This is a genomic window from Pseudomonas syringae (assembly GCF_001698815.1).
GTDB classification, from domain to species: domain Bacteria; phylum Pseudomonadota; class Gammaproteobacteria; order Pseudomonadales; family Pseudomonadaceae; genus Aquipseudomonas; species Aquipseudomonas syringae_A.
On sequence record NZ_LGSI01000025.1, the window covers coordinates 64,354 to 78,053 of the forward strand.

At 59.6% G+C, this 13,700-nt stretch carries 6 protein-coding genes and 2 rRNA genes; 3 read left to right on the forward strand and 5 right to left on the reverse strand.

The annotated features are described in order from the left end of the window. Positions 1-12 precede the first annotated feature (12 nt). The 3 genes from AFK24_RS07335 (at position 13) to AFK24_RS07345 (ending at position 3,638) form a co-directional block, all read left to right on the forward strand. Positions 13-1,074, forward strand: a complete 1,062-nt coding sequence (locus AFK24_RS07335) for an isopenicillin N synthase family dioxygenase (RefSeq protein ID WP_065832630.1) — start codon at positions 13-15, stop codon at positions 1,072-1,074. A gap of 85 nt (positions 1,075-1,159) precedes the next feature. After that, positions 1,160-1,963 (forward strand): ABC transporter substrate-binding protein, encoded by an 804-nt coding sequence (locus AFK24_RS07340; protein ID WP_065832631.1) that lies wholly within the window; start codon positions 1,160-1,162, stop codon positions 1,961-1,963. 163 nt (positions 1,964-2,126) lie between these two features. Continuing rightward, positions 2,127-3,638, forward strand: coding sequence for an amino acid ABC transporter permease/ATP-binding protein (locus AFK24_RS07345; RefSeq protein WP_065832632.1), 1,512 nt, complete (start codon positions 2,127-2,129; stop codon positions 3,636-3,638). 135 nt (positions 3,639-3,773) lie between these two features. Here AFK24_RS07345 and recD read toward each other — a convergent pair whose 3' ends face one another. From recD to AFK24_RS07370, 5 genes are all read right to left on the reverse strand, one after another. Continuing rightward, entirely contained in the window at positions 3,774-5,873 is a 2,100-nt protein-coding gene (gene recD, locus AFK24_RS07350) for an exodeoxyribonuclease V subunit alpha (protein ID WP_065832633.1), read from the reverse strand. Next, positions 5,870-9,577: an exodeoxyribonuclease V subunit beta gene (gene recB, locus AFK24_RS07355; RefSeq protein WP_065832634.1), complete on the reverse strand. Its 3,708-nt coding sequence runs from the start codon at positions 9,575-9,577 to the stop codon at positions 5,870-5,872. Before recB ends, recD begins: the two co-directional genes overlap by 4 nt. Then, positions 9,574-13,059: an exodeoxyribonuclease V subunit gamma gene (gene recC, locus AFK24_RS07360; RefSeq protein ID WP_065832635.1), complete on the reverse strand. Its 3,486-nt coding sequence runs from the start codon at positions 13,057-13,059 to the stop codon at positions 9,574-9,576. Before recC ends, recB begins: the two co-directional genes overlap by 4 nt. A gap of 180 nt (positions 13,060-13,239) precedes the next feature. Beyond that, positions 13,240-13,355, reverse strand: a 5S ribosomal RNA gene (rrf, locus tag AFK24_RS07365). Between the two features lie 158 nt (positions 13,356-13,513). Continuing rightward, positions 13,514-13,700, reverse strand: a 23S ribosomal RNA gene (locus AFK24_RS07370); the annotation flags it as partial.

Consider the following 13,700-nt stretch of genomic DNA (forward strand, 5'->3'; position numbering starts at 1 on the left):
AGCGTTGTCGTCATGCCTGAGCACAACAAAAACGGAACTCAAACCGCCAATTTCAGCAGCATCCCGGTGGTAGACATCGCCGGGCTGTTCAGCGCCGACCTTGCCCAGCGTCAGGCCGTGGCCGACGAACTCGGCGCGGCGGCACGGGAAGTGGGTTTCCTCTACATCAAGAATCATGGCATCGACAAACAGCTGATCGACGATTTGCGGCAGGCGGCCAAGGACCTGTTCGCCCAGTCGCTCGACTACAAGATGCAGCATTACATCGGCACTTCCCGTAGCCATAAAGGCTTCGTGCCGGAAGGTGAAGAGGTGTACGCCAAGGGCAAGCCGGATCACAAGGAAGCCTTCGATATCGGTTTTGAAGTCGGCGATGAAGATCCGCTGGTGATCGCCAAAACTCCGCTGATCGGCGCCAACGAATGGCCGGATTTGCCAGGCTTCAAGCCGGCGGTTCAGGCCTACTACGCCGCAGTATTTGCCCTGGGTCGTCGGCTGTTCGATGGCTTCGCTCTGGCGTTGGGTCTTGAGGAGGGTTACTTCGAGGCACTGGTCACGCGCCCGCCTTCGAAACTGCGCCTGATCCACTACCCGTTCGACGGCGCCGCGCAGGACGCGCCCGGTATTGGTGCGCACACCGATTACGAGTGCTTCACGATCTTGCTCGCTGACAAACCGGGCCTGGAAGTGATGAACGATCAAGGCCAATGGATCGATGCGCCGCCCGTTGAAGACGCGTTCGTGGTCAACATTGGTGACATGCTCGAAGTGATGACCGCTGGTACGTTCGTTGCAACAGCCCACCGGGTCAGGACCGTCAGCGAAGAGCGCTATTCGTTCCCGCTGTTCTACGCCTGTGACTTCCATACCCAGATCAAGCCGTTGCCGCAATTCATTCAGGATGGCAAGGATTACGAAGAGATCACCATCGGTGAACACATGTTCGGCCAGGCGCTGCAAACCTACTCGTACCTGCGCAAAAAAGTGGAGAGCGGCGAACTCAAGCTGTATGAAAAAGCCCGCAAACCTTCAAGTTTCGGCCATTTGAAGAACCAGACGACAGAACCGTCCTGAAGATATTCAAGACGCGCATTGCCTGACTGAAGTACCTGATATCAAACCAACCGTGCCTTACCTTCCCACCTCGGAGTCACCGACGATGCGCAATAAAAACAACCTTGCTGTCCGCTTGACCGTGCTTGCCGCCGCCGTGTTCGGCGCGACCCTGGCACACGCCGCGACCACTGTGACGCCGGGCGTATTCAAAGTCGGTATGGAAATCACTTATCCGCCGTTCGAGTCCTATGACGAGAAGAAAAACGTTGTCGGTTCCGATCCGGAGCTGTCGCGCCTGCTCGCCAAGCACATGAACCTCAAGGCCGATTTTGTCGATACCAAGTTCTCCAGCCTGATCCTGAGCCTCAACGCCGGGCACTACGACGCGATCATTTCCGGCATGTACATCACGCCGGAGCGTCAGACCCAGGCACAGACCATCGCTTACGCCAAAACCGGCGCGGCGATCATGGTCCTCAAGGACAGCACCATCAAACCCAAGGTCCCGGAAGATCTCTGCGGCCTGAAAGTCGGCCTGGAAAAAGGCACCACCTGGGTGGCGCAGTTCAACAAGCTGTCGGCTGACTACTGTGTGCCGAACAAAAAAGGCGCTATCTCGGTAAGCGAATTCCCGTCCGCGCCGGAAGTGACCCAGGCATTGTTGTCGGGCAACGTTCAGGCCCAGGTGGAAATCGACGGCGCAGCCGGCATGATCGCCGAGCGCACCAAAGGTCGCGTGGTGGTCAGCACCGAGCACTCGATCTATCAGCAAACCCTGGGCATCTACGTCAAGAAGGGTAACGACGAGTTGTATCAAGCGCTGCTCAAGGCTTTCGACGAAACCAAGAAGTCCGGTGAATACGCGGCTCTGCTGAAGAAGTACAACCTGGAAGAGCCGGGTAACTGATTCACAGCATTAGAGGCCACCTCGTATTGTGCGGTGTCTGGCCCGACGTCCTCCCGGCTAAAGCCAGTCCTACGGATATGCATGCTCCGTAGGACCGGCTTCAGCCGGGAGCGCGTCAGACACGGTAGCTACGGGCTGTTGAGCGGCTGAACTTGAGGTGTACATGCAATTCGAATGGTCCTACTTTTTTTCTCTGTTTTCGGTGTCGGACTTCTGGGAGTCCTGCATCACGGTCATCCAGCTCAGCGCTCTGGGCTGGTTTATCGGCATGTTGCTGGGCTTTCTGCTGGCGTCGGCCAAGCTGTCGACTTCGCGTCTGTTGAGCATTCCGGCTTCGATTTATATCTGGTTCTTCCGCAGCGTCCCGTTGCTGGTGTTGGTGGTATTCGTCTACAACCTGCCGCAGATGTTTCCGTTTACCCGTGAAGTACTGTCCAACCCGTTCTATTCCGGCCTGCTCGCGTTAGTAGTGACGGAGGCGGCGTACATGGCGGAAATCCATCGTGGCGGTCTGATCTCGGTCGCCAAGGGCCAGAAGGAAGCCGGGCGTGCGCTGGGCGTGGGCTTCATCGGCTTGCAGCGTTTGATCGTGATCCCGCAGGCTTTCCGGATTTCCCTGCCGACGCTGATCAACGAATACATCACCGTGGTCAAACTGACCTCACTGGTCTCGGTGATTTCCCTGACCGAGCTGCTGACGGTCGGCCAGCGCCTGTACGCGCAAAACTTCCTGGTGATGGAAACCCTGTCGGCGGTGGCGGTGTATTACGTGCTGATCGTGACCGTGTTCGGCTGGCTGTTCAGCTGGCTGGAACGGCATCTGGAACTGAACAACCGTAAGCCACAAACCCTGGACGATGCCAACCTGACGCAGCTGCGCACGCGCATTGCCTCGCCCTCCCTGCAAGCTTCCGTCACCACCGCCAATGGCGCAGCGCCCGCCTTGCAGCTGCGCGGCATTCATAAAAGCTACGGCCATCATGAAGTGCTCAAGGGCATCGATCTGGAAGTAAATTGCGGCCAGGTGATTTCGATCATCGGCCCGTCCGGCTCGGGCAAGACCTCGTTGATCCGCACCGTCAACGGCCTGGAAAGCATCGACAAGGGCGAGATCATCCTGTTCGGCGAAAGCTTCATTCAGGCCCGCGACAAACCCAACAATCCGCAGATTCGTCGGGGCGTGCAGCGCATCGGCATGGTGTTCCAGAACTTCAACCTGTTCCCGCACCGCACCATTCTCGACAACGTCACCCTGGCGCCGCGTTATCACGGCCGCGACAAAACCGTGAGCGAACAGCGCGCCTACGCCTTGCTGGATAAAGTCGGCCTGCTGGCTCACGCGCACAAGTACCCGCATCAGTTATCCGGCGGCCAGCAACAGCGCGTCGCCATCGCCCGCGCCTTAGCGATGGACCCGAAGATCATGCTGTTCGACGAACCAACCTCGGCGCTGGACCCGGAGCTGGTGGGCGACGTGTTGAAGGTGATCGGCGATCTGGCCAAGGAAGGCATGACCATGCTGATCGTGACCCACGAGATGGACTTCGCCATGTCCATTTCGGATCGGGTGATCTTCATGGAAAACGGCGTCATCCAGGCCGACGCCGCCCCGCAAGCCATTCGCGATGGTCAGGCGGGAGAGCGGGTTGTGCAGTTTATGGGTATAGATAAATAAACCTGAACGCATGCTCTGTAGGAGGGGACTTGTCCCCGATTGGCCAGCCCAGCAACCGTGATCGACCTGACCCACCCCGATTGCCTGGGCCAACACTTCCCGGACAAGTCCGGTCCTACCGATTGGCGCAAAAACTCAAATCCCCAACATCAACCCGCTCAAGCGCTTCACCTTGCGCCGCAACGCTTCTTCAAACACGCCCTGACGCGGTTCGATCAGGCTGAACCAGTGTTTGGCGCGGGTGATGCCGGTGTAGACCAGCTCCTTGGTCAGCACCGGGTTCAGCGCTTCCGGCAGGATCAGCGCGGTGTGGGCGAACTCCGAGCCCTGGGATTTGTGGACCGTCATGGCGTACACGGTTTCCACATCGTTGAGCCGACTCGGCAAGACGAAGCGCACCCCGCCGCTGCCGTCATTACGCGGAAAAGCCACACGCAACACCTGTTTGCTGGATTCGACGCCGTCGCGCTCCGGCAGGCGCAAGGCGATGCCGATATCGCCATTCATCAAGCCCAGGCTGTAATCATTGCGGGTCATCAACACCGGACGGCCTTCGTACCAATGCTGATCGCCTTCGATCAGTCCCGCGCCGAACAGCGCGGTGGTGATGCGCCGATTCAACCCTTCGACACCCCACGGACCTTTACGCACCGCACACAGCAGCTGGAACGCATCGAACGCTTCCAGCACCGCGCGGGCCCAGCGGCTCCAGCATTCATCTTCGAGCGCAGCATCCAGCGGCGGACGCTGCTCGGTCATCACGCCCAGATAATGCCGATAGCCTTGCGGGCCCGTGCTGTCCTGACTGTGCCCGTCGAGCAACAGCCGTTCCAGGGAATGATCCTGCTCACCCTTGAGCGCGAGCGCGAACAGATCGCCGTGACTGCGGGCGGCCAACAACGCACGCGCTGCTTCCGCCTGTTGTTGATTGACCAGACGCGACAGCTGGCCAATGCCGCTGCCCTGCCCGAAGCGTCGCGAGTGGCGCAGCATCACCACTTGCTGGGCCAACGGATGCTGCAGCGCATCGCCTTGCTGCAGGCCGCTTCCGTTCAGGTTTTCACCACTGATTGCCTCCAGCCAGGCCTGGGTTTGCGGACTGTAAAAACCCGCTTCGGCATCCCGACACAAATCCCCCAATACGGCTCCGGCTTCCACCGAGGCCAATTGATCCTTGTCGCCAAGCAAGACCATGCGTGCATGGGGCGGCAAGGCGTCGAGCAGATTCGCCATCATTTCCAGATCGATCATCGAAGCTTCATCGACCACCAACACGTCCAGCGGCAATGGATTGCCCGAATGATGGCGGAAATGACGCGTCCCCGGGCGACTGCCCAACAGCCGGTGAACGGTGGTTACCTCACTGGGGATTTTCTGCCGCACGTCTTCGCTGACATCCAGGGATTGCACCTGCTGGCTGATGGACTCGGTCAAGCGCGCCGCCGCCTTGCCGGTTGGCGCGGCAAGACGGATACGCAGCGGCTGGCCACTTTGCACCGCAGGCGCTTGCAGCAACGCCAGCAGACGCACCACCGTAGTGGTTTTGCCGGTGCCGGGACCGCCGGTGATGATGCTGAACGCCCCGCGCGTCGCCAGCGCACAGGCGAGTTTCTGCCAATCGATCAGCGCATCGGGGGCTGGATTGGCCGGGCCGAACAAACCATCAAGACGTTGCGCCAGATCCGCCGGCGCGGCTTCCTGCTGCGCGAGTCGCAGGCGCAAAGCCGTGTCGATGCGTCGTTCGTAAGTCCAGTAACGGCGCAGATACAGACGCCGATCAGACAACACCAACGGCCTGCGCGCGGCACTTTCGCTCTGATCGTCACCCCGCGCGACCAAGGCGCTACCGAACAACGCCTGACACCAAGCTTCGCCGTCCAGAGCGACCAACAGCTGCGACGGCAGCAACATCGGCCCGCCTTGGGCGTCACCTTCGGGGGGCAGCGACAACGCGAAGTCCGGCTCTTTCAGGGTTTCATACAGGTCCAGGCAAACGTGCCCGTGGCCCAACTGGTGACTGGTCAATGCGGCGGCCAACAGCACTCGCGAATCGGCCGCTGGATCAAGCTCACTGAGAAACGCCACGAAGGCTTTGTCCAGCGCCCGCAACCAGCCGCGCTCGACCCAGCGTTCCAGCAACAGCAGCAGGTCGCTGACTTTGGTCAACGGCGCGAGGTCAGCAAGACTTTGCGCATCCAGTGGTGTCGGCAACAATTCGGCGAATGAACGGCTCATGCGAAGTCTCCAGTCAGGGCGAATTCCGAGGTTAATGATTTGCCCTGGAACAGCAGATCCAGACTCTCGATCAGCTCTCGTGGCGGCCGGGTGAAGTACGCGCCCTGGCTGGCGGAATGGCTGCCGCGCAGGAACAGATACAACGCGCCGCCCATGTGTTGGTCGTAATCGTAACCGGCCAGCCGCGCCTTGAGTTGGCGATGCAACGCAAGCAGATACAGGACGTATTGCAGGTCGTAACGGTTGTCCAGAATCGAGGTAACCATCGCGTCCTGGGTATACGCCTGATCATCGGCGCCGAGCCAATTGGACTTGTAATCCGCCACGTAAAAACGGCCTTCATGTTCGAAGGTCAAGTCGATGAAACCCTTGAACATGCCATTCAGCGAGACCGTTTCGGCCGCCGCCCGTGGCGCATTGCTGTGGGTATACCGGCGCACCAGACTGTCCATTTGCGCGACATCGACCTTGTGGCAGGCGAACCAGAATTCCATCTCGATGCGGTATTGATTGGGCTGGTCCATCGCGCCCAGGGAAATCGGCTGACTGTCGCCCGCCAGCGGCAGCGGCATGTTGAGCAAGTGTTGCAGCCAGCCGATCAGCGTGCCGATCCAGCCTTCCCAACCGCGTCGATTGCAGCGCCGGGCAATGGCGTCTTCCAGCAGTGTCGGGTTGTTCGCGGCGGCGGCAAAACCTTCGTTACCTGCCCATTCCAGCAAACCGTGGAGGAAGGTGCCGGGGTTTGGCCCACGCGGAAAGCGATGGATATCGCCGCCGCTGACCAACACTTCCCGAGGCGCGTCGGGATCGAGGCGTTCGTCATCGAAGAGTTTTTGCGCTTGCGGGCTGTCAGGCGATTCGTCACCGCTTGTGGTAATCGTGTCGCCAATCCGCAAGGCGCTGTAGGACGCAATCCACCAGTTTTCGGCAGCACGACGCTTGGGCATGCGCGGCGCGAGCAACGTCGCCTGGTTGCGCGGCGGGCTGAACGTCTCGGCGGTTGGCGCGGGCAGGTTCTCAATGCTCAATCCGTCGCAGCCTTCGCCCAGGTCGCGCAGCCATAGGCTCAGGCCAGCGGACTCAGCAAGCGGCAGGCCACCGCCCAACAAATAACCCAAGGCCGAACGGTGCAGCATCGAGCTGTTCGCGTTGCCGCGTTTCAGATCCGCGACGCCGAGCCAGCACGCCGATTCGGCGCGAGTCAGGGCGACGTAAAGCAAGCGCAGATCTTCGGCCAGACGCTCGTTGTCGGACTGTTCGATCAGTGCCGCCGTCGGTTTCAGACTGATCTGCGCTTTGCCCTGTTCGTCGTGGAAGTGCAGCGGCAAGCGGCTGCCGTCCACGGGTTTGGAGGAACAAATGAATGGCAGAAATACCAGCGGATACTGCAAGCCCTTGGACTTGTGAATGGTCACGACCTTGACCAGCTGCTCATCGCTTTCTAGACGCAGGATCTGCTCTTCCCCCGCCTGACCGGACAGCGCCAGATGCTCGCTCAGATGACGAATCAGCGCTTGTTCGCCGTCCAGTTCGGCAGCGGCCTGTTGCAGCAATTCGGACAAGTGCAGCAGGTTGGTCAGCACCCGTTCGCCGTCATTACGCGCAATCAATGTCTGCGGCAGATGGAAGTCATGCAGCAGGCGGCGCAGCATCGGCAACACACCCTGGGTGCGCCAGATCAAGTGATAACCGCGAAACTGCATGACCCGCGCTTCCCAGGCCAGTTCGTCCTGATTCAGCCGCTCCAGCTCGGCCAGCGGCAGATTCAAGGTGATGCAGGCCAGTGCGGCACGCAAGGTGCGCTCGGAATCCGGCTCGGCGCAGGCTTTGAGCCAACTCAACAGGTCGTGAGCTTCCTGGGCGGCGAACACCGAATCCTTGTCGGACAGGTAAACGCTACGCACACCACGGGCCGACAGCTCGGCGCGCACCGCCTGCGCTTCCTTGCCGTCGCGAACCAGAATCGCGATGTCGGCAGGCTTCAAGCCGCGCAGCTCATTGCCCGGCGCGGCGAAACCGGCCCGACCTTGCTGACCGCCGTTGAGCAGCGCGACGATTTCACTGGCGCAGCTGACCGCCAATTGCTGCCGGTAGGTCACGCCGGATAGCGGCTGTTCACTGGGCAGTTGCCAGATATTCAATGCCGATAAAGGCGTGCCGTCGACTTCCAGGGTTTCCTTGCGTCCTTGGGAGCGAGCAGCCACAAACGGCACAGGATTGGCGTCGCCCTGGCGGAACAGGAATGCGCCGCGCCCTTCAGGTCGCTGTTCGCCACGTAAAAACACGTGATTGACCGCCTCAACCATGGCGTGGCTGGAGCGATAGTTGGTGTCCAGCGTGTGCCAGCGTCCGGTAGTCGCCTGGCGGGCGCGCAGGTAGGTGTAGATGTCGGCGCCACGAAAGGCGTAGATCGCCTGCTTCGGATCGCCGATCAGGAACAGTCCGGTCTCCCGGTCGTTTTCTTCAAGGCGGTAGATGCTCTCGAAAATCCGGTACTGCACGGGGTCGGTGTCCTGGAATTCGTCGATCAGCGCCACCGGAAATTGTTCGCGAATCAACGTCGCCAGGCGTTCGCCGCCACTGCTCTGCAAGGCCGCATCGAGGCGCAGCAGCATGTCGTCAAATCCCATTTCCGCACGCCGACGCTTTTCTTCTTCAAAGCGCACGCCAACCCAATGGGCGGCATGTTCCAGCACCGCAGCGTCGGGCGTAGGCAGCGTATCGAGGGCGACTTTCAGCTCAACCATTGCCTCGAATGCCGGGTGCGAAGGTGGATTACTCTTCCACGCTTCGGCGATGCCGTCCGGGGTCAGACGGGTGAAACCGGTGCCCAGATCCAGGTCTTCCTGCTCTTCATCAGCGGCCCAGGCGTTGAGCTTTTCAAACCAGGGTTTGAAGTAGCGCTCCTGCATCTTGCGTCCGTCGACCACTTTGCAGGCCACGCCGTCCATGCAGATCAAATGCAGTTCATTGGCCCATTCGATCCACGGCGCTTTCAGGGCTTTGAGTGCTTCACGCCGCTGCTGCAGCGAAGCGCCGATCAGCTCGGCGGGCTCCTGATCCGGCACGTTGCGTTCGCTGCCAAACAGCAAGCGCACCCGAGGCAACAGTGCCGCCGGACCACCCCAATGCGCGCGAACCCACTTGAGCGCGTCGCCGCTCATGGGGTAACAAAAGCGCCGCCAGTAATCGCGCAACACTTCGCCCAGCAAGTCGCTGTGGTCGGTTTCCAGGGTTTGGGTAAACAGGCTGCCGCTGTCGAACGCATGCTCGCGCAGCATGCGCTGACACCAGCTGTGAATCGTTGAAACCGCCGCCTCGTCCATCCATTGCGCTGCGATATCCAGGCGACTGGCGCAGGCTTGCCATTGCTCGGCGCTGAATTGATCGCGCAACTCGGCGATCAACTCATCGGGGGCGACAATTTCGTCACGGAAGAATCGCGCAGCTTCAGCCAGGCGTGTGCGAATGCGGTCGCGCAGCTCTTTGGTGGCGGCATCGGTAAAGGTCACTACCAGAATCTGCGGCGGTAACAATTCACGGCCAAAAGAGGAGTTTTCGTCGCCATGACCGAGGACAAGTCGCACATACAACGCGGAAATCGTGAAGGTTTTACCGGTGCCAGCGCTGGCTTCGATGAGCTGGCTGCCATGCAGAGGGAAGCGTAACGCCAGGGATGCGGTTTGCTCGTGATTGACCGTCATGCGCTGGCCTCCTCGCTGGACAGAGATTGCCATGGGGCATCGAATATCGGTTTGTAGAGCGACTGGCACCAACCGATGAATTCTTCGCTGTCGAGCAGCGCATTGAAATCCGGGAACTGCCGAGCCAGCGCGGTGCTTTCGCGGCGCTCACCGTCAGTGGTTTGACCGTCGCCTTCGTAGGCTTTGCGGGCCATGGCTTCGGCTTTGACTTCGTCATTCTGACCAAGCCAGGCAAACGCGGTTTTCACGGCTACCGGCAGCGGCCGCTGCATGGCGCTTTGCCAAGCGCTGAGCAAATCATTCAGTGCGTCGGTGGCGAGGGTTTTATCCAGCGGCTCGAGCAGCAGGGTTTCGTCACTGGCCACCAGCGCCGTGCTCAGCGGCAAATCGCAGGCGCACGCCACCAGATGCAGCACCCACGGGCGAATCAGGCGATGCCACTTGCGGGTTTTCTTGCCACCGATGGAATTGGGAATCGCGGTGACGATCAGGTACTCGCCTTTTGCATTGCGATGCAGCCCGCCTAACCAGCCTTCCAGCGCAATACCTTGATGGCTGTAGCTCACCGGCAGAGCGCTGCTCAATGGCTCCGGCCACTTGCGCAGCAAATCTTCATAGCGCTGCAGCAAATCCGGCAGCGGCTCGATCAACTCTTCCTGCAAACTGGTGCCGAAACCGGCCATTGGCAGCAGGCCGCTGCCCTGAAGTTTCACTGCCTGGGCGTGCAGCGCGTTGTCGATATCGTCCGATTGCGTCAACGCAGCATTGAGCAGACTGTCGCTCAGGCCGTAGCGCTCAAGTGCGTCGAGCACGAAAGGTTCTTCATCAGCGAGGGGCGCTTCGGCGACTTCGAAATAGATTTTCAGGCGCTGACTGAAGAAGTGCTTCACTGGATTTCTCAGGAAATCCTGGAGCTGCGCCAGGGTGAGTGGATCGTCCTGTTCGTGCTGCGTCAACACTGGGGACTGCGCGGCTTCGGCGCGGGGCTCATGCAGCACTTGCCATTCCCGGGCGAAGCTGAAGAACTCGGTGCCGTCATGGAAATACTGTGCGCTGAACGGCTGTAGCGGATGTTCCAGCGTCAGCTTGTGCAGCAGTTGCTGGCCAGGATCGCGCTTTTTGCTGTCCATCGGTTCGACCGCGTTGGCCAGCTTCCAGCCGCTGGCCAGATGATCGCGCAATTGACCGATCAACACCGAAGACGGCCGCTCGCTGTTGTCGCGAATGCTGCGACCCACCCAACTGATGTAGAGCTGATCTCGTGCCGAGAGCAGCGCTTCGAGCAGCAGGTAACGGTCGTCTTCGCGCCGGGAGCGATCACCGGGGCGGTAATCGCTGCCCATCAGGTCGAAGTCGAGCGGCGGTTGCGCGCGAGGGTAATCGCCATCGTTCATGCCCAGCAGGCAAACCAGTTTGAAGGGGATGGCACGCATCGGCATCAAGGTACAGAAATTCACCGAACCGGCGAGGAAGCGCTGGGACAAGCGGCCTTGATCGAGTCCTGCCAGCCAGGCTTCGCGTACCACGGTGAGCGATAGATGATCCAGCAGGCCCACCGACTCACACGTCTCCAGCCAGGTTTCCCGTAGTTGCTCCAGTTGAGCCAGCAGGTAATCGTCATGTTCACTGTCGGCGAGGAAAAACAGCTGCAACAGCGCTTGCAGGCGCGCGCCCCACTCTTGCGGCGTTGCCGGTGATGACAGTTCACTGTGGGCAACTTGCAAGGCGTCGATCAAGGCTACGAGCGGGCCGATCAATGCCGCGTCGAGTCCGCCAATTTCATCGTAGGGTTCGATACCGTCACACGCAGCGCCAGCACCGACGGCATAGCCGAGCAACATACGGCGCAGGCCGAAATGCCAGCTGTTTTGTTCCAGCGCATTCGGCAGGCCCAGACCTGCGCGCTGCTCGGCATTGAGCCCCCAGCGAATGCCCGCGCCTTCGATCCAGCGATGCAAGGTCGGCAGGTCGCGCTCGTCAATCTTGAAGCGTGCGCGTAGTGCCGGAACGTCCAGAAGATCGAGAATCTCGCTGACCGGAAAACGGCTGTCGGGGATCTTCAGTAAGTGCTCGACGGCAATCAGTAGCGGCTCGCGACCACGCTGTCCTTGGTCGGCAAGGGTGAACGGGATGAAGCGCGGGTCGCTACGCTCCAGCTGGCCAAAGACGGCGCGGATGTGCGGCGCATAACTGTCAATGTCCGGGACCATGACGATAACATCGCGGGGACGAAGATTTGGGTCCTTGCTGAATCGAGCAAGCAACTGGTCATGAAGAATCTCGACCTCACGCTGAGCGCTGTGGGCGACATGGAAACGTATCGAGCGGTCTTTGAGTGGATCAACCGCTGGCCATAGCTCACGGGTCTCATCGAGTGGGCGCAGTTCCAGGATGTCGTCCTGTAGCTGATTGAGGATATTTTTCGGATCGCCATCGGTGAACAGGTCGATGCGTTCGTCTTTGAATGAAGAACGGTAGCTACCAGGATCGTCATGGCTATCGAGCAGATTGATGTAGTCACGACCTTGCTTGCCCCAAGCAGCCAACAGCGGATGCGCGTGTTGATGCAGGGCGTGTGGATCGAGCGCCACTGGCATGCCGGGCTTGCGAGCCTGACGCTTGTATTCATGCCGTAGAAGGTCTTTATCGGCGACGATGTCTGCCCAATGGTGACGACATGGATTATGCACACACAGCAAGACCTGACTGAATCGAGCCAGGCCAGCCAGCGCTTCGAGCGCTTGTGCAGGCAATGACGAGATGCCGAAAACGATCACCCGCGCAGGCAGTCCGGCGGGGGCTTCGTTCATACCGCGAATCCGTTCAATAAAGCGCTGATGAACACCGGCGCGACTCTGCGCCATTCCTTCGGCACCGACGTCCCCCAGAAGCGCGCGCCACAGCTCGGCTTGCCAGCAGTTCGCTTGTGTCAGGGCTTTGGTTTCACCCCTGACATTACGTAATTGATGGCGACCCGCCGCCCAATCTTCCAGCCAGTCCGCGCGATACACCTGGTATTGGTCAAACAGGTCAGCCAATCGCTCAGACAGTTGGTAGCGCTTGCGCAGATCGGTATCGGCCGTGAGGAAGCGCCGTAGCGGCTCGAAATGGGGTTGATCAATCAGTGCTGGCAGCAGCCGCATCAAGCGCCATGTCAGCGGGGCTTTATCCAATAGGGAGGCGGCGGGAATCTCATCCTTGCCCAGCACCAAGCGGTACAGCTGCCACATGAAACTGCCCGGAAGCTGAACGTCCACGGCGGCGGCAATACCGCAGCCTCCCAGATCGTCATCATCAGTGTCTTCAGCCAATGCGAGCTTGAGCCATTGCGCGATACCGTTGCTCTGCACCAAGGCTATTTCATTTTCCAAAGGTGCAAGCGGATAGCGCCGCATCCATGAAACAACCAGGCTGCGCAGGTCATCCAGGCGGTTGCCGTGAACCACCATAAAGCCGGCGCTAAGAGAGGTTGTAACGGACATGGTTGCTTCCTTTGCCTTTAAATTCATGGCCCGAAGTGTAACCCCCGAAGAAGATTCTTTGGGATTCGATCGTATGCCGGGTTTTTAAAGGCGAAGAAGTGTGCGGGCGGATTTTCGAACTTATCGAGCAGACAAACAAAACCCCTGAACACGTAAGCGATCAGGGGTTCTGGAATTCAATCTTGACGATGACCTACTCTCACATGGGGAAACCCCACACTACCATCGGCGATGCATCGTTTCACTGCTGAGTTCGGGATGGGATCAGGTGGTTCCAATGCTCTATGGTCGTCAAGAAATTCGGGTACCGACGCGTCTTGCGACGTTTCGGCAAATCGGGTATGTGATAGTCAGGTGTCTTTTGTGCGTGTGCGTCGCGAACTTTCGGTTCGTGTCGTCTTCACAGTCACCGCAATCTGATGCTCATTCGAGTCACAGATTGCTTGGGTGTTATATGGTCAAGCCTCACGGGCAATTAGTATGGGTTAGCTCAACGCCTCACAGCGCTTACACACCCCACCTATCAACGTCGTAGTCTTCGACGGCCCTTCAGGGAACTCAAGGTTCCAGTGAGATCTCATCTTGAGGCTAGTTTCCCGCTTAGATGCTTTCAGCGGTTATCTATTCCGAACATAGCTACC